Annotated in this window: 20 protein-coding genes, 1 tRNA gene and 2 pseudogenes; 8 read left to right on the top strand and 15 right to left on the bottom strand. The window is 71.5% G+C overall.

Annotated features, from left to right (window positions below; translation table 11 throughout):
• Positions 1-19 precede the first annotated feature (19 nt).
• From ACQEVC_RS07290 to ACQEVC_RS07275, 4 genes and pseudogenes are all read right to left on the bottom strand, one after another.
• Positions 20-889, bottom strand: a complete 870-nt coding sequence (locus tag ACQEVC_RS07290; RefSeq protein WP_432874390.1) for an SRPBCC family protein — start codon at positions 887-889, stop codon at positions 20-22.
• Complete coding sequence (locus tag ACQEVC_RS07285; RefSeq protein WP_432874389.1) at positions 886-1,440, bottom strand: helix-turn-helix domain-containing protein; 555 nt, start codon at positions 1,438-1,440, stop codon at positions 886-888. Before ACQEVC_RS07285 ends, ACQEVC_RS07290 begins: the two co-directional genes overlap by 4 nt.
• A gap of 86 nt (positions 1,441-1,526) precedes the next feature.
• A pseudogene (locus tag ACQEVC_RS07280) lies at positions 1,527-1,754 on the bottom strand (hypothetical protein); the annotation flags it as partial.
• A 35-nt stretch (positions 1,755-1,789) separates the two neighbouring features.
• Positions 1,790-2,428 carry an HNH endonuclease family protein gene (locus tag ACQEVC_RS07275; RefSeq protein WP_432891125.1) on the bottom strand — a complete coding sequence of 213 codons (639 nt, stop codon included), beginning with the start codon at positions 2,426-2,428 and terminating at the stop codon, positions 1,790-1,792.
• 133 nt (positions 2,429-2,561) lie between these two features.
• Here ACQEVC_RS07275 and ACQEVC_RS07270 point away from each other — a divergent pair, with 133 nt between their 5' ends.
• Positions 2,562-4,049, top strand: coding sequence for an MFS transporter (locus ACQEVC_RS07270; protein WP_432891122.1), 1,488 nt, complete (start codon positions 2,562-2,564; stop codon positions 4,047-4,049).
• A gap of 160 nt (positions 4,050-4,209) precedes the next feature.
• On the opposite strand, the gene leuA is transcribed toward ACQEVC_RS07270, so the two are convergent.
• The 3 genes from leuA to ACQEVC_RS07255 form a co-directional block, all read right to left on the bottom strand.
• Positions 4,210-5,964 carry a 2-isopropylmalate synthase gene (leuA, locus tag ACQEVC_RS07265; RefSeq protein WP_432874388.1) on the bottom strand — a complete coding sequence of 585 codons (1,755 nt, stop codon included), beginning with the start codon at positions 5,962-5,964 and terminating at the stop codon, positions 4,210-4,212.
• 298 nt (positions 5,965-6,262) lie between these two features.
• Entirely contained in the window at positions 6,263-6,808 is a 546-nt protein-coding gene (locus tag ACQEVC_RS07260) for a nitroreductase family protein (RefSeq protein ID WP_432891119.1), read from the bottom strand.
• Between the two features lie 85 nt (positions 6,809-6,893).
• A complete protein-coding gene (locus ACQEVC_RS07255) occupies positions 6,894-7,706 on the bottom strand; it encodes a hypothetical protein (RefSeq protein WP_432874386.1) in 813 nt (270 codons plus the stop codon).
• A 215-nt stretch (positions 7,707-7,921) separates the two neighbouring features.
• On the opposite strand from ACQEVC_RS07255, the gene ACQEVC_RS07250 reads away from it, so the two are divergent.
• Together ACQEVC_RS07250 and ACQEVC_RS07245 are read left to right on the top strand one after the other, a co-directional pair.
• The gene (locus ACQEVC_RS07250) at positions 7,922-9,187 is read left to right on the top strand and encodes an aspartate kinase (RefSeq protein WP_203857652.1); all 1,266 of its coding nucleotides are present in this window, start codon (positions 7,922-7,924) and stop codon (positions 9,185-9,187) included.
• A gap of 6 nt (positions 9,188-9,193) precedes the next feature.
• The gene (locus tag ACQEVC_RS07245) at positions 9,194-10,258 is read left to right on the top strand and encodes an aspartate-semialdehyde dehydrogenase (RefSeq protein ID WP_432874384.1); all 1,065 of its coding nucleotides are present in this window, start codon (positions 9,194-9,196) and stop codon (positions 10,256-10,258) included.
• Between the two features lie 356 nt (positions 10,259-10,614).
• On the opposite strand, the gene ACQEVC_RS07240 is transcribed toward ACQEVC_RS07245, so the two are convergent.
• The 3 genes from ACQEVC_RS07240 to ACQEVC_RS07230 form a co-directional block, all read right to left on the bottom strand.
• Complete coding sequence (locus ACQEVC_RS07240; protein ID WP_432874382.1) at positions 10,615-12,045, bottom strand: diguanylate cyclase; 1,431 nt, start codon at positions 12,043-12,045, stop codon at positions 10,615-10,617.
• A gap of 106 nt (positions 12,046-12,151) precedes the next feature.
• Positions 12,152-12,775 carry a DJ-1/PfpI family protein gene (locus ACQEVC_RS07235; protein WP_432874380.1) on the bottom strand — a complete coding sequence of 208 codons (624 nt, stop codon included), beginning with the start codon at positions 12,773-12,775 and terminating at the stop codon, positions 12,152-12,154.
• A 192-nt stretch (positions 12,776-12,967) separates the two neighbouring features.
• On the bottom strand, positions 12,968-13,936 hold the full coding sequence (locus ACQEVC_RS07230; protein WP_432874378.1) for a GlxA family transcriptional regulator: 969 nt from the start codon (positions 13,934-13,936) through the stop codon (positions 12,968-12,970).
• A 250-nt stretch (positions 13,937-14,186) separates the two neighbouring features.
• Here ACQEVC_RS07230 and ACQEVC_RS07225 point away from each other — a divergent pair, with 250 nt between their 5' ends.
• The 3 genes from ACQEVC_RS07225 to ACQEVC_RS07215 all read left to right on the top strand — a co-directional run bounded on the left by ACQEVC_RS07225 (position 14,187) and on the right by ACQEVC_RS07215 (position 15,921).
• On the top strand, positions 14,187-14,636 hold the full coding sequence (locus ACQEVC_RS07225) for a hypothetical protein (protein ID WP_432874376.1): 450 nt from the start codon (positions 14,187-14,189) through the stop codon (positions 14,634-14,636).
• 103 nt (positions 14,637-14,739) lie between these two features.
• Positions 14,740-15,222: a GNAT family N-acetyltransferase gene (locus ACQEVC_RS07220; protein ID WP_432874374.1), complete on the top strand. Its 483-nt coding sequence runs from the start codon at positions 14,740-14,742 to the stop codon at positions 15,220-15,222.
• Positions 15,223-15,315: 93 nt separating this feature from the next.
• Entirely contained in the window at positions 15,316-15,921 is a 606-nt protein-coding gene (locus ACQEVC_RS07215) for a hypothetical protein (protein WP_432874372.1), read from the top strand.
• A gap of 175 nt (positions 15,922-16,096) precedes the next feature.
• Here ACQEVC_RS07215 and ACQEVC_RS07210 read toward each other — a convergent pair whose 3' ends face one another.
• Together ACQEVC_RS07210 and ACQEVC_RS07205 are read right to left on the bottom strand one after the other, a co-directional pair.
• Positions 16,097-16,282, bottom strand: coding sequence for a hypothetical protein (locus tag ACQEVC_RS07210; RefSeq protein ID WP_432874371.1), 186 nt, complete (start codon positions 16,280-16,282; stop codon positions 16,097-16,099).
• Positions 16,283-16,432: 150 nt separating this feature from the next.
• Positions 16,433-16,897: pseudogene (locus ACQEVC_RS07205) on the bottom strand (XRE family transcriptional regulator); the annotation flags it as partial.
• Between the two features lie 323 nt (positions 16,898-17,220).
• On the opposite strand from ACQEVC_RS07205, the gene ACQEVC_RS07200 reads away from it, so the two are divergent.
• A complete protein-coding gene (locus tag ACQEVC_RS07200; RefSeq protein ID WP_432874369.1) occupies positions 17,221-18,654 on the top strand; it encodes a hypothetical protein in 1,434 nt (477 codons plus the stop codon).
• Positions 18,655-18,705: 51 nt separating this feature from the next.
• Here the strand turns inward: ACQEVC_RS07200 and ACQEVC_RS07195 are convergent, their stop codons facing one another.
• The 3 genes from ACQEVC_RS07195 to ACQEVC_RS07185 all read right to left on the bottom strand — a co-directional run bounded on the left by ACQEVC_RS07195 (position 18,706) and on the right by ACQEVC_RS07185 (position 20,638).
• Positions 18,706-19,365, bottom strand: coding sequence for a class I SAM-dependent methyltransferase (locus tag ACQEVC_RS07195; protein ID WP_432874367.1), 660 nt, complete (start codon positions 19,363-19,365; stop codon positions 18,706-18,708).
• Positions 19,366-19,569: 204 nt separating this feature from the next.
• Positions 19,570-19,646, bottom strand: a tRNA-Pro gene (locus tag ACQEVC_RS07190).
• A 98-nt stretch (positions 19,647-19,744) separates the two neighbouring features.
• Positions 19,745-20,638 (bottom strand): metallophosphoesterase, encoded by an 894-nt coding sequence (locus ACQEVC_RS07185; RefSeq protein ID WP_432874365.1) that lies wholly within the window; start codon positions 20,636-20,638, stop codon positions 19,745-19,747.
• Positions 20,639-20,663: 25 nt separating this feature from the next.
• Between ACQEVC_RS07185 and ACQEVC_RS07180 the strand changes: the two genes are divergently transcribed.
• Positions 20,664-21,122, top strand: a complete 459-nt coding sequence (locus tag ACQEVC_RS07180; protein WP_432874364.1) for a GatB/YqeY domain-containing protein — start codon at positions 20,664-20,666, stop codon at positions 21,120-21,122.
• Positions 21,123-21,182 lie beyond the last annotated feature (60 nt).

Here is a 21,182-nt window from a genome sequence, read left to right as displayed (position 1 = left end):
CGAGGCGTACGGCGTGGTGTCAGCTCTCCGCGTGTGCGTCGGCCGGTACGGCCTCGGTCGGCTCGTGGAGCCAGATCGGGCGCCAGTCGGCCAGCTCGTGGTAGCGGCGCAGCTCGGCGAGGCCGCTGAGCCACCCGGTCCAGCCCGCGTACGGCGGCTGGTCGAAGCCGCTCTGCACGAAGGAGAGCTTCGTCTTCCCTCCGCTGCCCTCCAGTTCCCAGCTCACCACCCCGGCCGGACCCCAGTCGACGGTCATCGCCTTGCCGGGGGTCAGGTCCAGCACCTTCGCCGGGTTGGGGTTGTTGTCGAAGCCGCCCATCGCGTAGCGACCGCCGACGACGGGCTCGATCCCGATCGGGTAGCCGAACCACTCGCTGGCCTTGGCCGAGTCGGTCAGCGACTCGTAGAGCGCCTCGGGGGAGGCGTCGATGACGACCTCGTAGCGCAGCGTCGCCGAGGTGAAGTCGGTCTTCGGGGTGAGCGGCCGCCCCTCGACGTGGTCGACGAGGTTCGCGATCGCCAGCGACCAGTACGTCTCGAGCACGCCCCGGATCGCGCCGCTGATCACGTCCTGGAAGCTCCAGTGGGTCTGGGAGAGCACGATGATCGTGGAGTCGGCGCTCTCCTCGGTGAGGGTGATCTCGGTGGTGGTCTCCTCGCCGTCCAGCAGCCAGCCGAACCGGAGGCTGTGCTCGCCGACGTCCAGTAGGCGCTGGTGCGGCGCGTCGCCCTCGGGCACGTGCCGGCCCCAGAACTCGTACCGGTGCGGCAGCTCGACCTCGGCGTGGTCGGCGAGCCAGACGCGCAGCTCGGCGGCGTCGGTCAGGGCGTGCCAGACGGTCTTGACCGGCGCGGCGGCGCGGGCGCGAAGGGTAACCGGTGCGGTCATGTGGTGCCTCCATGTGGGTAGCAGGCGACGGCGAGCTTGAAGGCGTCGCCTTCGGCTCCGCCGTAGCGGGTGAACAGCTCCTGCAATGCGGTCTGTAGGTCGGTGAGGAACTGTTGGCGAAGCTCCGCCGGCACCCGGATCTCGCCGGAGACGCCGATCGACGGCAGCTCCGGAGCGGCCCGGTCGAGGGCGGCGATGTCGGCCTGGACCTCCTCCATCAGGTTGAGCAGGTAGCCGAGGCTCATCTCGTCCTGCGCCTTGCGCAGCCCGAGCCGGCCGACCAGCCGGGGTGAGAGCCAGTACGACCGGGCGCTCGCCTGGTAGATGCCCTCGGAGATGCCCCGCACCTTCCGCTCGGAGACCTGGTCGACGAGGCCGGCGTCGACCAGGCGCTTGACGTGGTAGTAGACCCGTTGCGGGGTCTGGCCGAGCTGGTTCGCCACCTCGGTGCAGGTGTGCGGCTCGGCGAGTTGCCGCAGCACCTCGATGCGCTGCGGCTTGAGCAGGGTCTCGGCCTGCTCGATCTGCTCCAGGTACATCACGTCTCTCATGGCAAAAACAATCCTGTACGTAAAACTAGATTTTGTCAATCGAGCACGCGAAAGCGGATCAGGCCTCCCGGTGGATGCGGCGGCGGTCAGCCCTCGGGGCGGTTGAGCAGGCCGACCGCGACGGTGTGCACCGCGACCAGGTCGGCCGGGTCGGCCAGCGCCGCCCGCCCACCGGTCACCGCGTACCACTCGGCGGCGTCCTTGTACTGCACCCGCAGTACGGCGTCCTTGCCGTCCAGCTCGGTGCGGAGCGTCAGCTCCCCGGTGATCACCCCGACCTCGTCGGTCATCACCCCACCCGGGCCGGCGGTGATGTCGGTGGTCTGCGCGGCGGTTCCCGTCTCGCCCATCAGCAGCTCCCCAGCATGTCGTCGAGCGCGGCCTTCTCGCCGGAGGTCACCGAGAGCCGCCAGTAGTGCTTGACCGCGATCCAGTCCTCCGCGTACTGGCACCAGTCGTCCCGGTTCGACGGTTTCCACTGGGACGGGTCCTGGTCGCCCTTCGCCCGGTTGGAACTCGCCGAGACGGCCACCAACTGCGGCCGGTCCAGGTCGTTGGCGAAGTCGCTCCGCTTGTCGTCGTCCCACTCGTCGGCACCCGAACGCCAGGCGTTGGCCAGCGGCACCATGTGGTCGATGTCGACGTCCGAGGGATCGGTGAGGGTCCGTTTGTCGTACCGGCTCGACCAGCGGCCCCCGACCACGTTGCAGCCGGAGAGCTTGATGCCGGTGCCGTCCCGCTGGAGCACGGTGTCCCGGACGTCACAGTTCTTGCCGGCGTTGCGCCAGTGCGGGAAGCGCTCCCGACTGTAGCCCCGCATCGAGCCCGCCCCGGCCACGGTGAGCTGGTCGAGCTGGGCCTGGGTGTCGGCCGAACCGGTGGGCTCCGGTGCCGGGCTCTCGACCGGGGCGCAGGCGGCGGCGCCGGCCGCGAGCAGGCCGGCGAGCACGGCCGCTGTTCCCGACCGCGCTAGTGATCTGGTACGGATGAACGGCACGTTTCCAGCTTGCGAGGTGTAGACCGGTGCACAGGCAACCGGTGCAGGTTCCGGCGTTTCGCGGCATCTTACGACACAGGCAGGGCAGATTGACACCGTGAGTGATTCGTCAGCACCGTTGCGGATGTCCAGTACGGCCGGCCGGGGCACCCTGCTCGCCGCCGTCGTCGCCTCCGGCATGGTCTTCCTGGACGCCACCGTGGTCAACGTGGCCCTGCCACACCTCGGCGCCGAGCTGCACGCCAACACCGCCGGCCTACAGTGGACGCTCAACGGCTATCTGCTGACCCTGGCCGCCTTCGTACTGCTCGGCGGGGCGCTCGGCGACCGGGTCGGGCGGCGGAGAGTCTTCCTCGCCGGAGTGCTGGCCTTCACCGCCGCCTCGATACTCTGCGGCGCGGCGCTGAGCATCGAGTGGCTGATCGTCGCCCGTTTCCTCCAGGGCCTCGGTGGTGCGCTGCTGACCCCCGGCTCGCTCGCCCTGCTCCAGTCCAGCTTCCACCCGGACGAGCGGGGCCGGGTGATCGGCGCCTGGTCCGGCCTGGCCGGCGTGTCGACCGCGCTCGGCCCGTTCCTCGGCGGCTGGCTGATCGACGCGCTCTCCTGGCGGGCGATCTTCTTCCTCAACGTGCCGCTCGCGGCACTCGTGATCGTCGCCGCGCTGCGCTGGACCCCGGAGAGCCGGGCCGACGGCGCGGCGGGGGCCCGGTTCGACGTGGCCGGCTCGCTGCTCGGCGCGCTCGGCCTGGCCGGCGTCACGTACGCGCTGATCGAGGCCCAGCAGCTCGGACCCGGCTCGGGACCGGTGATCGGCGCCGCCGTGCTCGGAGTCGCCGCCGCCGTCGCGTTCGTGCTGCTCGAACGGCGCCGGGGCGAGCGGGCGATGCTGCCGCCGACGCTCTTCGCCACCCGGCTCTTCGGGGTGCTCAACGTCTACACCGTGCTGGTCTACGCCGCGCTGACCGGGCTCACCTTCTTCTTTTCCGTCTATCTCCAGAACGTCGTCGGCTACTCCGCCCTGGAGACCGGACTGGCCACCCTGCCGATGACCATCCTGCTGCTGGTCGGCTCGGCCCGCTCCGGTGCGCTCGCCTCGCGGATCGGGCCACGCCCACAGCTCACCGTCGGCCCGCTGGTCGCCGCCGCCGGGTTGTTCCTGCTGCACGGGGTGAGCCGGGGCGACTCGTACTGGACGGCGATCCTGCCCGGGATCACCCTCTTCGGGCTCGGCATGACCCTGGTGGTGGCCCCGCTGACCGCCTCCGTGCTGGCCGCCGCACCGGACCGGCTGGCCGGCGCCGCGAGCGGCTTCAACAACGCGGCGTCCCGGGTCGGCGGGCTGCTCGCCGTCTCCGCGCTGCCGCTGGTGGTCGGCCTCTCCGGCGGCGGATACGAGCGTTCCGGCCAGCTCACTCCGGCGTACCGGCAGGCGGTGCTCTGGTCCGCCGGGCTGATGGTGCTCGGCGCACTGATCGCCGCCGTGCTGGTGCACCGGCCGGAGCGGGAGCCGAAGAAGTCCCGCCCCTGCCCGACCCTGCCGCCGCCCCCGACCCACCAGCACGAACCGGGCCGGGATGCGGACCGGTCGGCGACGGGACGGCGCCGCTCGTAGCGGTGCCGGCAGGCGTGCACGCCACGGATGGGACGGGCACGTCGGCGGCGGCGAGCCGGATCAGGCGGGTCGGCCGGGATCACCGGTCCGACCCGCACGATGCGGCTGTCGCGCGCAGCACAGGACTCAGCGCGGTGCGCGATTCAGCAGATCGGGTGGCTCAGCGCAGGGCGCGGTTGACCGCACTGGTCACCGCCTGGACCGAGGCGGTCACGATGTTGGCGTCGAGACCGACACCCCAGACCGTACGGCCGTCGACCTCGCACTCCACGTACGCGGCCGCCTGGGCGTCGCCGCCCGAGGACATCGCGTGCTCGTGGTAGTCCAGGACGCGTACCCGGACGTCGAGCGCCTGCAACGCGTTGACGTACGCGTCGATCGGGCCGTTACCGGTCGCCGAGAGTGCCCGGCGGCCGGCGCCGAACCGGGCGTCCACCTCGATCTCGACCTTGCCGTCGACGGTGCCGATGGTGTAGCTCTCCACCTGCACGACCGGCTCCCGCTGCCGGTCGACGAGGTACTCCTCGGCGAAGAGCCGCCACATCCGCTCCGGCTCCACCTCGCCGCCGTCGTCGTCGGTGACCCGCTGCACCACGCCGGAGAACTCGATCTGCAACCGCCGGGGCAGCTCCAGGTGGTGCTCGGTCTTCATGACGTACGCCACGCCGCCCTTGCCGGACTGCGAGTTGACCCGGATCACCGCCTCGTAGGTCCGGCCCAGGTCCTTCGGGTCGATCGGCAGGTAGGGCACCGCCCAGCCGAACTGGTCGATCGGCACCCCGGCCGTCTGCGCGTCGGCGGCCAGCGCGTCGAAGCCCTTGTTGATCGCATCCTGGTGCGAGCCGGAGAAGGCGGTGTAGACCAGGTCACCCGCGTACGGGTGCCGCTCGTGCACCGGCAACTGGTTGCAGTACTCGACGGCCCGCTTGATCTCGTCGATGTTGGAGAAGTCGATCTCCGGGTCGACGCCCTGGGAGAAGAGGTTCAGCCCCAGCGTGACCAGGTCGACGTTGCCGGTGCGCTCGCCGTTGCCGAACAGGCAGCCCTCGACCCGGTCGGCCCCGGCCAGCAGGCCCAGCTCGGCGGCGGCGACTCCGGTGCCCCGGTCGTTGTGCGGGTGCAGGGAGAGGATCACGCTGTCCCGCCGGGGCAGGTGCCGGTGCATCCACTCGATCGAGTCGGCGTAGACGTTCGGGGTGGCCATCTCGACGGTCGCCGGCAGGTTGATGATCAGCGGCCGGTCCGGGGTCGGGTCGATCACCTCGATCACCGCGGCGCAGACCTCCAGGGCGTAGTCGAGTTCCGTCCCGGTGTAGGACTCCGGCGAGTACTCGTAGAAGACGTCGGTGTTCGGGGCGTGGATCTCGTGATATTTCTGGCAGAGCCGGGCGCCGGAGGTGGCGATGTCGGTGATCCCCGCCTTGTCCAGGCCGAAGACCACCCGGCGCTGGAGCGTCGAGGTCGAGTTGTAGAAGTGCACGATCGCCCGCTTCGCACCCCGGATCGCCTCGAAGGTGCGGTCGATCAGGTGCTCCCGGCACTGGGTCAGCACCTGGATGGTGACGTCGTCGGGGATCAGGTCCTGCTCGATCAACTGCCGGACGAAGTCGAAGTCGGTCTGGCTGGCCGACGGAAAGCCGACCTCGATCTCCTTGTAGCCCATCTGCACCAGGAGCTGGAACATCCGCCGCTTGCGCTCCGGCGACATCGGGTCGATCAGCGCCTGGTTGCCGTCGCGTAGGTCGACCGCGCACCACCGGGGCGCCGTCTCGATGCGCCGGGTCGGCCACTGCCGGTCGGGCAGGTCGATCGCGAACTGCTGGTGGTAGGGCTGGTAACGCTGGAACGGCATGCGGCTGGGCCGCTGCCGGGCTATCGGATCACCGTCGGTGGTGGTGCCGGCAGGTTGTGCCATGGCAGAAAGCTCCCGTGGTCATGTGGCGTGAGCGCCGAGTGTCAGATCGAGGTGTCAGATCTTCGTGCCGGATCCGGGTGTCGGATCCCCGAGAGACTGGCCGCAACGAGGTTCGGCCGGATGCAGGACGGCGCGCTTCAACCCCGCGACGAGGTGCCGGCCTGGGAAGCCTCGTCGCGGCGGCGAAGGAGCAGGGCCTGCCACATGACAAAGTCACCTTAAGTGCTCGACGAGCGATCGGGTAAGCGTAGTCCGCAATCTGAGAACCGCCCAGGTGGCGACGGGTGCGCCGGGCGGGTCAGCGCAGCATCAACTCGGCCAGCGGGCGGCGCTGGCGCAGGCCGATCTCCCGGGCCCGGAGGTCCTCGGGGAGCGAGTACGGGTCGCCGAGCCGGCCCACCGCGACCACCACGTGCGGGCGTACCTCGGCGGAGAGTTCCAGGTCGGCACGGAGCCCGGCGGCGTCGAATCCGGAGATCTGCCGTACGTAGAGGCGTAGCGCGGTGGCCTGGACCGTGAGATGCGCCACCGCCTGGCCGAGGTCGTAGGCGGCGTGCGGCAGCGGCCCGCCGGTCGGCCCGGTGGTGGTGTGCGCACCGAGCAGCAGCGCCGAGGCCCGCCCGGCCCACCGCTGGTTGCCCGTGGAGAGGTTGGTCAGGATCCGCTTGTACGCCTCGTCGTCCCGGCGGCCCACCAGGAAGCGCCAGGGCTGGGTGTTGTCGGCCGAAGGTGCCCAGCGGGCCGCCTCCAGCAGGGACGCGACCTCGGCGTCGGTGAGGTCGGCGACCGGGTCGAAGGCGTGCGGGCTCCACCGGGTCGCCAGTATCGGGGAGAGCTGGGCCATGGTGCCGAGTGTGCCGTATCGGGCACTCTGTCCCGGCACCGGGGTCACCTGACGTGACCGGGTGCACCCATAACGTGAATAGAGATCATCCGCCGGTCCCGGCCGAGTCGTCGCTACTGGTCGAGCCGTCGTTCCCGGGCGTGCCGCCGTCGGTCGGCTCGCCGGGTGGCGGTCCGGCGATCCGCAGCGGCTCCCGGTCGACCAGCGGACCGGGCAACGCGACGGTGGCCGGGGCCGCGGTCGGCGTACCGGCCAGCGTCAGGGTGCCGGCGGGCAGCCGGGCCGCCGTCAGGGTGCCGTCGGGGGCGTAGCAGTAGATGCCCGGATCCAGCGGCGGGCTGACCGACGCCGAGGTCGACTCGACCGCGAAACAACTGCCCTGGGCGCCCGGCAGGGTGGCGGCGGAGACCGAGAGCGGGGCCTGCCGGTCGGTGAGCACCTCCGGCCAGTCGGTGAACGGATGCCGCATCCAGGGGTCGATGCCGGGATCGAGCGGCTGGCCGGGCCCGGCCACCCGTACGCAGCCCGACTCCGGCTGCCCGGCCGAGGGGAGCGCGCACTGGAACAGTCCGGCGCCGTTCTGGGCCAGCGAGACGTCGGCGCTGCCGCCGAGCGCGCCACCCGGGATGTCCACCCGCCAGGAGCGGTCCGCCGCCCGGACCACCGAGATCGACCGGTCCGGCTGACCGGGGGCGGTGAACGTGTAGACGGCCGTGAGCTGGCGGTCCTGAGCGGCGGCGGCGAGCGCCGCGAGCTGGTCCCGGGCCTCGGTGGGCTGGCTGGCCGCCGGGGCGGAGGTGGTCGCGGCCGGCGCCGGTGCCTGGCTGCCGCAGCCGGCCAGCAGCGCCGTCCCGGTGATCAGGAGTGCGCCGAGCAGGGGGGCTACGCCGGGATGCACCTCGCCATTCTCGGGGTATACCCCCGGAACGGGTGGTCAGTCCAGCTACCCTCGCGTGTCGCCGGGCGGTCGGATGGTGGGAACGCCTGGTCGGGGCGACGACGCCGGCCGGTACCCTGAGTTGGTCTCACACGGCGCCGCCGGTCTCGACCCGGCGGCGTCGGCACGCTCAGGGCCGTGCACCTCGCCCGGCCCAGGGGAAGGAGTGCACCGTCGTGGCACTGGTCGTGCAGAAGTACGGCGGATCGTCCGTCGCCGACGCCGAGCGGATCAAGCGGGTGGCCGAGCGGATCGTCGCGGCCCGCAAGGCCGGCGACGACGTGGTGGTCGTGGTCAGCGCGATGGGCGACACCACCGACGAGCTGCTCGACCTCGCCAACCAGGTCAGCCCGTTGCCACCCGGCCGGGAGCTGGACATGCTGCTCACCGCAGGCGAGCGCATCTCGATGGCGCTGGTGGCGATGGCGATCCACAACCTCGGCTACGAGGCGCGCTCCTACACCGGGTCCCAGGCGGGTGTGCTGACCACCTCGGTGCACGGCCGGGCCCGGATCATCGACGTCACGCCCGGCCGGCTGCGGGCGGCACTCAACGAGGGCGCGGTGGTGATCGTCGCCGGCTTCCAGGGCGTCTCCCAGGACACCAAGGACATCACCACGCTGGGCCGGGGCGGGTCGGACACCACCGCGGTGGCCCTGGCGGCGGCGCTCGGCGCGGACGTCTGCGAGATCTACACCGACGTCGACGGGGTCTTCACCGCCGACCCGCGGATCGTGCCCAACGCCCGGCACATCAGGACCATCACCTACGAGGAGATGCTCGAACTGGCCGCGTGCGGTGCGAAGGTGCTGCATCTACGGAGCGTGGAGTACGCCCGGAGGGCCGGGTTGCCGATCCGGGTACGTTCGTCATACTCGACCAACACCGGCACGATGGTGACCGGATCGACGGAGGACCTACCCGTGGAGCAAGCACTTATCACCGGGGTCGCCCACGACCGGAGCGAGGCGAAGATCACGGCGGTCGGCGTACCGGACGAGCCGGGCGCGGCGGCCCGGATCTTCGAGACCGTCGCGGCGGCCGAGATCAACCTCGACATGATCGTGCAGAACGTCTCGACCGAGGGCACCGGCCGGACCGACATCTCCTTCACCCTGCCCAAGACCGACGGTCCGACCGCGATGGCGGCGCTGAGCAAGGTGCAGGAGCAGGTCAAGTTCAAAGGCCTGCTCTACGACGACCACGTCGGCAAGGTGTCGCTGATCGGCGCCGGCATGCGCTCGCACCCGGGTGTGGCGGCCAGCTTCTTCGCCGCGCTGGGCGAGGCAGGGGTGAACATCGAAATGATCTCCACGTCCGAGATCCGGGTTTCGGTGGTCTGCCGGGACACCGACCTCGACGTCGCGGTCCGGGCCGTGCACGAGGCCTTCGACCTGGGCGGCAGCGAGGAAGCAGTGGTCTACGCCGGGACCGGGAGGTAGGCCGCGATGACGACGCTCCCCACACTCGCGGTGGTCGGGGCGACCGGCGCGGTCGGCACGGTCATGTGCGACCTGCTCTCCTCCCGGAAGAACGTCTGGGGTGAGATCCGGCTGATCGCCTCGGCGCGCTCGGCCGGGCAGACGCGGATGTGCCGGGGCGAGGCGCTGACCGTACAGGCGCTGACCGCCGAGGCGTTCGACGGCGTGGACGTGGCGATGTTCGACGTACCGGACGAGGTCTCCGCGCAGTGGGCGCCGGTCGCGGTCTCCCGGGGGGCGGTGGCGGTGGACAACTCCGCCGCGTTCCGGGGCGACAAGGACGTGCCGCTGGTGGTGCCGGAGATCAACCCGGAGCAGGTACGCAACCGCCCCAAGGGCATCATCGCGAACGCCAACTGCACCACCCTGACGATGATCATCGCGGTCGCGCCGCTGCACCGCGAGTACGGGCTGCGTGAGCTGGTGCTCTCGTCCTACCAGGCGGTTTCCGGGACCGGGCAGGTCGGGGTGGACACCCTGCACGACCAGCTCTCCAAGATCGCCGGTGACCGGGTGCTCGGCTCGCGACCGGGCAACGTGCGCCAGGCGGTCGGCGACGACCTCGGCCCGTTCCCGGCCCCGATGGCGCTCAACGTGGTCCCCTGGGCGGGGTCGCTGCGGGACGGTGGCTGGTCGTCCGAGGAGCTGAAACTGCGCAACGAGTCGCGCAAGATCCTCGGCCTGCCCGACCTGAAGGTCTCCGCCACCTGCGTAAGGGTGCCGGTGGTCACCGGGCACTCGGTGGCCGTACACGCGGTCTTCGGCACGGAGGTGGATGCGGAGGGTGCCCGGGAGGCGCTGCGCAACGCCCCCGGAGTGATCCTGGTCGACGACCCGGCGGCGGGCGAGTTCCCGATGCCGATCGACGCGGTCGGCACCGACCCGTCCTGGGTGGGCCGGATCCGCCGCTCGATCGACGACCCCCGCGCGCTCGACCTCTTCGTCACCGGCGACAACCTGCGCAAGGGCGCCGCCCTCAACACCGCCCAGATCGCCGAGTTGCTGGCGGCCGAGTTCTCCGCCGCCCGCTGACAGCCCGGCCCGGGAATCGCCTGGTCGCCGGACCGCCTGGCCGCCTGGTCGCCGGACCGCCTGGCCGCCTGGCCGCCGGACCGCCTGGCCGCCTGGCCGCCGGACCGCCTGGCCGCCTGGTCGCCGGACCGCCTGGCCGCTTGGCCGCCTGGCGCCTGGCCGCCGGACCGCTGGGCCGTCGTTTGGGCTCGGGCATCGCTCGGCCGTCGCCGGTCCGGTCCGGTCCGGTCCGGTCCGGTCCGGTCCGAGATTCTTGTCGACCTCTGGTTCGCCATGCGCCACGGCTCGACAGGAATCTTGGACGCGACTCGGCCGGGTGCCGGACGGGTCCGGCGTGGCGGCTGGGCGGGGGCCGGTCAGGCGGCCGCCAGGCGGACGCCGTCGCGGCCCTCGCGCTTGACGCCGTACAGGGCCTCGTCGGCGCGGCGCAGGGTCAGGTCGGGTGACTCGCCGTCCTGCTGCACCGCCACGCCGATGCTGACCGTCCGGCCGGTACGCCGGGCCGCCTCCACCAGCCGCTGGGCGATCCCGACCGCCTCCTCCGGGCGGAGCACCTCCACCACGGCCACGAACTCGTCGCCGCCGATCCGGTACAGCTCGTCGCCGTGCCGCAGCGCACCCTGGAGGGCCCGGGCGAGGTCGACCAGTACCTGGTCGCCGGCCTGGTGACCGTAGGTGTCGTTGACGGCCTTGAAGTCGTCGACGTCGACCGCGAGCAGGGCCGTCCGGCCCGGGTGCGACTCGGCGATCCGCTCGCCGAACGACCCCTGGTGACGCAGCCCGGTCAGCGGGTCGGAACTGGCCCGCTCGCGCAACCTCGCCAGCCCGCGCAGCCGTTCGAGGCAGATCCACGACTGGGCGGCGAGCAGCTCGATCAGGTTGACGGTGGTCGGATCGGGGCGCAGCGTACGGGTGTCGCCGACCAGCAGCACCCCGCAGAACTCGGTCGGGCCGAGCGGCACCGAGATCAGGGTGCGTACCCCGGCGGCGATCAGTACGTCCTGGTCCGGCGTGGTCGGGTGGTGCCCCTCGCCCAGGGTGTAGGAGGCGCCGTAGGCGTGCGCGTGCGCCCGGAGCCGTTCCAGGACCGGTCGGCCGGCGCCGGCCAGCGCGGCGTGTACCCGCGATTCGAGAGCGTCGGGTACCAGGCTCGGCGTCGCCACCCGTGGTCCGGCCGGCCCGTCCAGCACGAAGACCGCCGAGGTGAGCCCGGAGACGTCCCGGGCCGCGGAGACGGCGGCGGTCATCAGGTCGGCCTCGGTGGCGGCGGAGGTCAGCGCGGAGGCGTGCCGGAGCAGCTTCTCGCTCCGGGTCTCGGCCGGAGGGCCACCGAGCTGCCCGATCCTGGTGCCGAGCAGCGAAGCGACCCGCTCGACGGTCTGTCGCCAGGCGTCCAGGTCGACGTCGGCGGTCGGCCACTCCAGGTCCAACACCCCGATCGGCTGCCCCGCCCGGTCGAGGATCGGGGCACAGATCTCGGCCCGTACGTCGGGACGCAGCGCTACGTAGTCGGGCTCGTCCGTCACCTCTGGCACGGTTTCGGTCTTGCCGGAGGCGTACACCCGACCGACCGTCCCGGCCCCGGCCGGTACCGAGGCGAAGACCTGCCATGATCCGGTCGCGGCGACACAGCGGAGCCGGTCGCGGACCCAGAGCAGCACCGCGACCCGTCCCGGGGTGTGTTTGCCCAGCGTGGCCACCGTCACCTGGCCAGCCTCGACGGCGGTGGACGCCGTGGGCAGCCGGGCGGTCACGTCACGGACTACACGGGAGTGGTGGAGGGACACCGTTTCCGATCCGGGGAGGAGGGGTTCCGAGGGGCCCGACCAAGATTACTCAGGGTGCTGAGAATCTGCTGGACGCGAGTGATCCCCGCCTCCCCGGACGCTGCGGTTAGTTGATCAACGCCAGAGCCGCCTCGCGGAGCGGGGCCGGGGCGTTCACCGGGGAACCGGCGTCGAACGGCGGGTCCGGCTCGTACTCGATGGCGAGCTGGACGGCGTGCGCGGTCGGTACGTCGGTCGCCTCGGCCAGCAGGGTCAGCGCCATGTCGACGCCGGCCGAGACGCCGGCCGAGGTGATGATCCGGTCGTCCCGGACCACCCGCTCCCGGACCGGCTCGGCGTCGAAGGCCCGCAGCCCGTCGACCCAGCCCCAGTGGCTGGTCGCCCGCCGCCCGGCCAGCAACCCGGCCGCGCCGAGCAGGAACGACCCGGCGCAGACCGAGGTGGTCCACCGGGTGTACTGGTGCGCAAGGGCGATCCAGCCGACCAGTGCCGCGTCGGCGAGCGCGGCGCGGGTGCCGGCCCCGCCCGGTACGACGATCATGTCCGGGCGGGACAGCTCGGCGAAGCTCGCGGTGGCGGTGATCGCCATCGTGCCCCGGTCGTCGACGACCGGGCCTGGTTCGGCGGCGACCATGGTCACTGTGACGCCGGGGGCGAAGGCCAGCACCGTGTACGGCCCCACGACGTCGAGGGCGGTGTATCGGGGATAGAGCGGAATGGCGACGTGCATGCTCGGTTCCTCCTTGTCGGAACGGGATGGATCGGCTGCTCGGAACCGTGTTGTCCGGCAGGTGTCGGGCAGGGCGGATCGGCTGCTCGGAACGTGTCGTCCGGCAGGTGTCGGGGCATGCGGGATCGACTCCGCTGCCGGCGGGTGCCGGCGGGGGTCGGAGGTGTCAGGTCGGTTCGGTGGGTGGGGCGGTCAGCTCTGTTTCGCGCGGAACCGGCGGCGGTAGTCGCCGGGTGCGACCCGCCAGTGTCGGCGGAAGACGCGGTAGAGGGTTTCGGCGGCGCCGAGACCGGACTCCCGGGCCACCCGGTCCAGGGGATGGCCGGTGTGTTCCAGCAGCCGGCGGGCGGCGTCCGCCCGGCTGCGTTCGACATACCGGCCGGGGGAAACGCCGGTCTGCTCGGTGAAGAGCCGCGAGAAGTGCCGCTCGCTCATCCCGGCCCGCCGGGCCAGCGCCGGCACGCTCAGGTCCTCGGTCGGGTTGGCGTCGATGAAGGTCTGGAGTTCGCGCAGCGGCTCACTGCGGGGCACCGGGGTCCGCATCGCCGTACTGAACTGGCTCTGCCCCCCGGGCCGGTGCAGATAGACGACCAGGCCCCGAGCGACGTGCCGGGCGAGTTCGTGGCCGTGGTCCGTGGCCACCAGGGCGAGCGCGAGGTCGATGCCGGCGGTCACTCCGGCCGAGGTCCAGACGTGCCCGTCCCGGATGTAGATCCGGTCGGCGTCCACCTCGACCGCCGGATAGCGGTCGCCCAGATCCTGGGCGGTCAGCCAGTGTGTGGTGGCGCGGCGGCCGTCGAGCAGCCCGGCCTCACCGAGCAGGAGCGCGCCGTTGCAGACCGAGGCGACCCGGTCGGCGATGCCGGCCAGCCGGGAGATACCGGCGACCAGTTGCCGGTCGGCGACGTGCGCCGGCGCGGCGAGCCCACCGACCACCAGCAGCGTGTCGATCGGCCCGGTGACCTGGTCCAGCGCCAGTGGTGCCAGCGTCGCGACCCCGTTGCCCGCCGTCACCGGGCCGGGATGCACCGCCGCGACCTCCAGCCTGTAGCCGCGGCTCCCGCCGAGGATCAGGCTCGCCAGTGCGAACACGTCGGCCGGGCCGGTCAGGTCGAGGCCCTGGAAGCCCTCGAAGATCACCGCCACCACCCGTCGCTGCATGCATTCATGCTGCTCGCGGCGGGGTTGTGGCGTCAATGACGCAGGTATTGCAGATTACGCCAGCGGGCGGCGCTCGGCGGGCGGTCGGTGCTTGGTTAGGATCGGCCACAGTCTTTGTGATCATGGTGGCCCGGGATTTGTCATCATGATCACCCGGAAGCGGAAGCGGAAGCGGAAGCGGAAGCGGAAGCGGAAGCGGAAGCGGAAGCGGGATGCTGGAAAGCGGACGTCGGAGGACGGAGAGCCCGACATGGCGAGGTTGCCCGACGAGGTGGTGGCCGCGATCGGCCGGATCACGATCGCGGCCGGCGACCTGGAGCTGATCCTGGCCTGGATCGGCGCCGACCAGGCAGGCGGCAACGCGTTCGAGGTACTGGCCAGACCCGGCGAGCCGGTACGCGCCGCCCGGGGCTCGGTCGAGTTCGCCACCCCGGAATACCGACAGGCGTACCTGCCGGTGGTCGAGATCGCCGCGAAGCTGCTTGCCAAGCGGCACGCGGTCGTCTCCGCGATGTGGGTCAGCGAGGCGCCGGACGAGTCGGTGCAGCGCTGGGAACTGCTCGACGACAAGAGCTACGTACGCCAGCTCGTCGACCCCCGCGCCCTCGACGAGCTGTCCCGGCAACTCCTGGAGGCGCGGAACCGGCTGGTGGCGATCGTGACCGCCCAACTCAACAACGACCCGGTGCCCGCGCACTGAGCCCGGCCACGATCGGTCGACGGAGCGGTGACCGGAATCCGGGTTGACCCGCTGGCGATGATGACCTGGTGGACCTGCTCCACGTGTCGAGGAGGAGTCTCGGGTGGGTGACGTGCGGACCGTGGCGGTCGGCCCCGACGACTGGAAGTCGTGGCGGGAGATCCGGCTGCGTTCCCTGCGGCAGGACCCGGACGCCTTCGGTTCGACGTACGAGCGCGAGGCGGCGTTCACCGAGCAGACCTGGCGGTCCCGGCTCGACGGCACGAGCGGGCCGTCCGTGCTCGCGTACGCCGGGGACGAGGTCGTCGGGATCGGCGCCGGCTGGCTCCACGAGCCGGGCCGGCTGATGGTGGTCGCGATGTGGACGGTGCCGGACCGGCGCGGACAGGGCATCGGACGGCAGGTCCTCGACCACGTGATCGGCTGGGCCGGTGAGCGGGGGCTGCTGGTCGACCTGTGGGTCGCCGACGGCAATCCCGGCGCCCGCCGCCTCTACGAGCGCCACGGCTTCCGCCCGGACGGCCGGACCGTGCCGATCCGGGAGGGCAGCGAGGCCACCATGACCCACCTGGTGCTGCTCGACTGATCCGCTCCGACCCTCACCAGTAGGGGATATGCCGGGGGCGGCTCTGGGAGATGCCCGGATGGCGTCGGGCCGTCCGGCCGCGAGGATGCTGGTATGACTTCGGTCCACGCGCCCCGGAACCAGGTGGAATCGACGCCGTGGCTGCGGATCTCCGCCGTCGCCGCGCCGGTCCTGCTGCTGTTCTACGGGCTTCTCCGGCTGGTCGACGGCCTCGACGGTGAGCACGGTCCCGGGCTGACCTGGGACATCGGGCACACGATGTTCTTCGTCGCCTTCCTGCTCTTCGGTGTCATGGTCGTCGGCCTGCGCCACATGGTGCCGGCGACCAGCAGGGGCCGGCTGGTCGCAGCCGGCAGCGCGACGGTGGCGGGTCTGTTCGGCGTCGCCGCCTTCCTCTGGGTGATCCTCGGCGACCTGTCCGAGCCGATCAGGGAGCAGGCTCCGCTGCCCGACCCGCTCTACGCCGTAGGCCCGCTGTTGTTCCAGCTCGGCGTACTCACGCTGCTGGTGCAACTCGCCGTACTCCGGCCACGTCGGCTCCCGCCGTGGAGCCCGGTTCTGGTGTTCCTCGGCTTCGTACCGATCGCCGTCAACCTCGACCTGCTGCCGCTCGGCGCCCTCCTCATCCTCGCCGGCCTCGCCCCGCTGGCCGGGCGGGCCGGGTCGTCAGCACAGCCAGCCGAGGAACCGCCGGTGTAGCGGGCCGACGGGAAGCCCGACGAGATCCCGGGCGGCGCGGACGAAGTGCGCGGCCAGGCAGAGGGCAAGCCCGGGTCGCCGGGCACCCGCGGATCCGTCCGGCGGCGCCGGCTTGTCGTCCCGCCGGCGGGGCTCACGGGTACGGGTGAAGCTTCGCTCGCCTCCGGTCGTTCGTTCACCGCTGCTCCTCTCCCGGCCAGTGACCCCGGTTGATCGGGATCCGGTGGCGTACCCGGCAGGGCAGGTCGGCGCCGCAGCGGCAGATCCGCCGCCATCTCCGCCAGGACCAGACCGGGCGGTGCCGGCGGGCGAGCGTGGTCGCGACCGCGAAGACGTACGCGTCGTACGAGACCCGTCGCACCAGAACCCCCTCGGCTCAAGGGCTGGGTTACTGCCCCAGCGCTGAGAGGGACACGGCGAGCAGGCGATCCGTGCACCGCCCGCCGCATCCCGTGATGGGGAAGATACGCAGAGTCGTCAGCTCGGAGGGGTAGGGTTCCTACCCCTCACGTCAGCCGGCGAGACCGACCTTGACCGCCAGATCGTGCGCCGGGCGCCGGACCGATGCGGGGCCGTTGAGCAGGTCCATCGTGATCTGCCGGGCGTAGCCGTTGAACCGGATGGTCTCGGGTGCGGAGTTGTACGCGTGGTGCAGGCTGCCGATGGTCGCCTCGACATCACCCGCGCCGTGGTGGCCGCGAGCGGTCTCGATCAGATGCCGGGCCCGTCGTGGCCGGGACGGGATGGCGGCTGGATCGGTACGCCCCGCCTGCCGTACAGCCTCAGCCGACTTCTGCAACTCCACGGCGAGGGTGAGCGCGTGCGCGCCCATGATGACTCGGGAGAAAGACGTCTGCGGCTGGTAGTAGTCCGATGGGAGCCGCTGCGCGACGCGATCGGCCTGGTCCCAGTAGTGCCAGGCATGTCCCTCCTCCCCCGAGCGCGCCGCCGTGTACGCGGCCTCGAAGCAGAGCGCTGGCGTGCCGGCTGGATGGCGATCCCGGGGGATGCCGCCGGAGGCGCGGTGGATGGCCGCCCGACCGACTGCCGGTTTGTCGATAATGGACAGATGTGAAGATTGGCAGCAACCGGCCGAAGCACTCCGCCCACCCGTCGTGGAACGATGGGATGTACGGGGTGGCCTGATGAGAGTCGATCTGGTTGTCGGGGAGGGGTCCCGAGCCGGTCGGGTTAGCCTGCGGAAGCCACCCTGCCGGTCGGCGATCAGCGGTGACCTGGCCACGTCCCACCGGCGGGACGACCGACCGATCGAACTGGCGTGACGGAGGAGGGACCACGATGGACGTCGTGACGCAGGCCGACCTGGAACGCGAGCCGGCGGACCGATCCCATGACCCGCTGGCCGCCGCTCTCGGCAACGCCTCCCTGATCGGCGTCGGTTACCTGATGCTCGGGCGCATCAAGCTGGCCGTGGCCGCGACCCTGGTCAGCGCCGTACTCGTCGGTTCCCTCGTCTGGGGCGCGCGATCGGTCTGGGCCGAGGTCGTCGTACTCCTCTGGTGGGTGGCGCTCGTCGTGCACGCGTGGATCCTGGCGGGCGGGCGCCGTCAGGGTGGCGTACAGCGTGATCAACGACTGGTCGCGCTCGCCGTCACGGTTCCGGTGCTGCTGGCCGTGGGATTTCTGCGGTTCGACGCGGCGAGGATCGAGCGGACCGTCACCGAAGCCCGGCAGAGCGGCGACTGTGCCCGGGCCCTGACCGCGCTGGACCGGGTGGCGTTCGGTCACCGGGTGGCCGACGCTCCGCTGACCGTTCGTGGCGAGCGGAGCGTCGAAGCCTGCCAGCGGCTGCGGACCGCCGAGGAGCAGCTCGCCACCGGGCTGACCGGGGACACCGACGGGCTGAAGACGGGCTTCGACGGTCTCGGCTCGGTCCTCGCGGATCTGCCGGGCCACGAGAAGATGGTCGACGCCGCCCTGGACGGGTTCCTCGGCAGGCTGCCGACCAAGGACCCGTGCCAGACCGTCGCGGTCACCGACTGGCTCCGACAGCGGCAGCCGACCAACAACACGCTGGACCGGTCCGCCGAGGTCGTGGCGCGGACCGCGCCGACGGCGCTCGTCGGGTGCGCCGACGGCCTGATGGCCGGCAAGAACTGGGAGGCGGCCCGGACGCGTTATCAGCAGCTTCTCGACCAGTACCCCGGCCAGGAATTCAACGCCCGGGCCGTCGAGGGAGTCAAGCAGGCCGGCCTGGCCATCGAGCTGGCGAACGTCCGCAGCCTGCTTGAGGGGCCGACCACCACCCGACCCGAGTACTGCACCAAGCCGGCGCCGTACAGCGCCGCCACCCCGTACACCAAGGGAAGGACGAACCGCGCCCTGTTCTACGGCGACGACGAGTACACGAAGAGGCTCCCCGCCGCGTGGCGGGCCTCCGACGTCACTGCCGCCGTGCTGGTGGTCTGTGTGGGTCAGAAGGAGTACGGAACCACCGTCCGGACCTGCCCCTACGAGAACAAGATCTCCCGGCTGTTCCCCACCAACGTGGCGTTCCGCAAGATCGCGATTCCGGTGCAGGCCTACGAACTCCGGACCGGGAAGCTCGTGGTGAACGGCAAGCTGCAGATCAGCGGCGCAAGCTGCCCGAGGGTGCTCAGATACACCCGCTACACCGGCCTCATCGATATCGGCCCGCCGTCCGAGGTGTACGTCACCGCCTCCACCGCCAACGTCCGGGCGGCCTTCCAGTCGCTGATCACCCGCGGCTAACTGCCGCTGTCGGCCCAGGGTGGATCTGTTCCACCCCGGGCCGGCTGGGGACTATCCGGCGTCGACGGGTTTGCGGGCGAGCAGGTGGCCCTGCTGGGTCACCTCCCGCTCGGAGTCCGGCGCACGGATGGTCTTCACCCGGATCTCGAAGCCCGCCTTTTCGAGCAGTTCGGCGACCTCCTCGGGCTGTTGCCGGTAGAAGTCGAGCGAGAACGTCAGGTCGTCGACCCCGTCGTAGTGCCTGCGGTCGTCACCGACCTGGAAGGCGAGCATCAACTGCCCGCCCGGGGCCAGCATCCGATGGAATTCCGCGAACACCTGAGAGCGGTACTCCCAGGGAACGTGAATGATCGAATAGTTGGCGAGGACGCCGCCGAGGGACGCGTCGGGGATGTCCAGTGCCAGCATCGACCCCACCTCGAACCGCAGATCGGGATAGGCCCGCCTGGCCAGGGCGATCATTTCGGGAGACAGGTCGACACCGAAGGCACTGAGACCGTGCTCGTGCAGGGCGTTCGTCAGTCGGCCGGGTCCGCAGCCGATATCCGCGACCACGGTGTTGCCGGTCGCCTGGACCCACTCGGCGAAGACGGCCAACAGCCCCCGCTCCAGCGGCAGGCGGCTCAGATCGGTGGCGACAACGTCCAGATGATTGACGGCTAGCGCGTCGTAGGACTCGCGGGTGGCGTGCAGAAACGGTGTCTCGGTCACGGGCGGCGGCCCAGTTCCGCCGACGGCTCGGCCGTGAGGCCCTTGGCCGCCAGGTCGGTGACCTGCGGCCCGAAGTGCAGCATGCGCATCTCGGCATGCTAGTGCCACCGGAGGAGAGCACGAACCGCCCCACCGGCGGTCGCTCAGTTGGGCGGCCAGGTAGCACAAGAGGGCACATCCATCGATTGGATGTGCCCTCTCACCTGGTCGGGGTGGCCGGATTCGAACCGACGACCTCTTCGTCCCGAACGAAGCGCGCTACCAAGCTGCGCCACACCCCGAGGCGTGCCGAGCAATAGTAGCCCACCCGCCCCGCCGGGCAAATTCGGTATCCCGCCCGGTGCGTCCCGGCCCACACCCGCCGCTGAGCGCGGCCAGGTCAGCGTGGGATCAGGGTCAGCAGCGACGCCTCCGGGCGGCAGGCGAACCGTACCGGGGCGGTGGGGTGGGTGCCGAGGCCGGCGGAGACGTGCAGCCAGGCGTCCGTCTCGGGCCAGCGGTGCAGGCCCCGGGCCATCGAGCGGGGCAGCCCGCAGTTGGTGGTCAGCGCGCCGACCAGCGGGACCCGGACCTGGCCGCCGTGGGTGTGGCCGGCGAGCAGCAGGGTGAAGCCGTCGGCGGCCATCTCGTCCAGCACCCGGGGCTCCGGCGAGTGGGTGACCCCGATGGCGAGGTCGGCCTGTGGCGGGACCTGCCCGGCGACCGAGGCGTAGTCGTCCCGTTCGACGTGCGGGTCGTCGACGCCGACCAGCTCGATCTGCCGGCCACCGGCCTTGATCGACGTACGGGCGTTGTTCAGGTCCGCCCAGCCGGCACCGACCAGCACCTCCCGCAGGTCCTCGGCGGGCAACTCGACGCCCTGCACGTACTCCCGCTCGGGAAGCAGGTAGCTGAACGGGTTCTTCCAGACCGGTCCCCGGTAGTCGTTCGAGCCGAACACGAAGGCACCGGGGTAGTCGAGCATCGGTTGCAGCGCCCGCAGCGCCCCGGGAACCGCGTCGGGGTGCGCCAGGTTGTCTCCGGTGACCACCACCAGATCCGGGTCGGTGGCGGCCAGCGATGCCACCCATGACTGCTTGCGGCGCTGGTCCGGCATCATGTGCAGGTCCGAGAGGTGCAGGATGCGCAGCGGCTCGGCGTCGGTGGCGAGCACGGGTACGTCGTACCGGCGCAGGGTGAACATGTTCCGCTCGACGAGCGAGGCGTACGCCAGGGCGGCACCGCCCGCGACGGCCGTACCGGCGGCCAGCCGGAATACTGTGCGCTTTCGCATGCCGCTCAGGGTAGTTTGACCGTCCATGGGCACCTTGAAGGACCTCCTGACCGCGGACATGCGTACCGCGCTGAAGGCTCGTGACGAGCTGACCACCTCGACGCTGCGGATGGCGCTGGCGGCGATCGGCACCGCCGAGGTCGCCGGCAAGGAGAAGCGGGAGCTCTCCGACTCCGAGGTGCTGGCGGTGCTCACCAAGGAGGCCAAGAAGCGCCGCGAGGCGGCCACCGCCTTCGGCGACGCCGGGCGGGCCGAGCAGGCGGAGCGGGAGCGGGCCGAGGGCGAGGTGCTGGACCGGTATCTGCCGAAGCAGCTCGCCGACGAGGAACTGGCCGAGCTGGTCGCGGGGGCGCTGACCGCCGGTGGGTTCACCGAGCGCGGCCAGATGGGCCCGGCGATGAAGGCGGCCCAGGCCGCGGTGGCGGGCCGGGCCGAGGGCGGTCGGGTGGCCGCGGAGGTACGCCGGCAGCTCGGCGCCGGCTGACGGCCGCGCGTCAGCCCAGCGGGTCATGGGCGACACCGCACGAAGACGACGTCGACAGCA

The organism is Plantactinospora sp. CA-294935, from assembly GCF_050936445.1.
Classification (GTDB): Bacteria; Actinomycetota; Actinomycetes; order Mycobacteriales; family Micromonosporaceae; genus Plantactinospora.
Note: the sequence above shows the minus strand (reverse complement) of the source record. Positions and strands in the feature narration are given on the sequence as shown.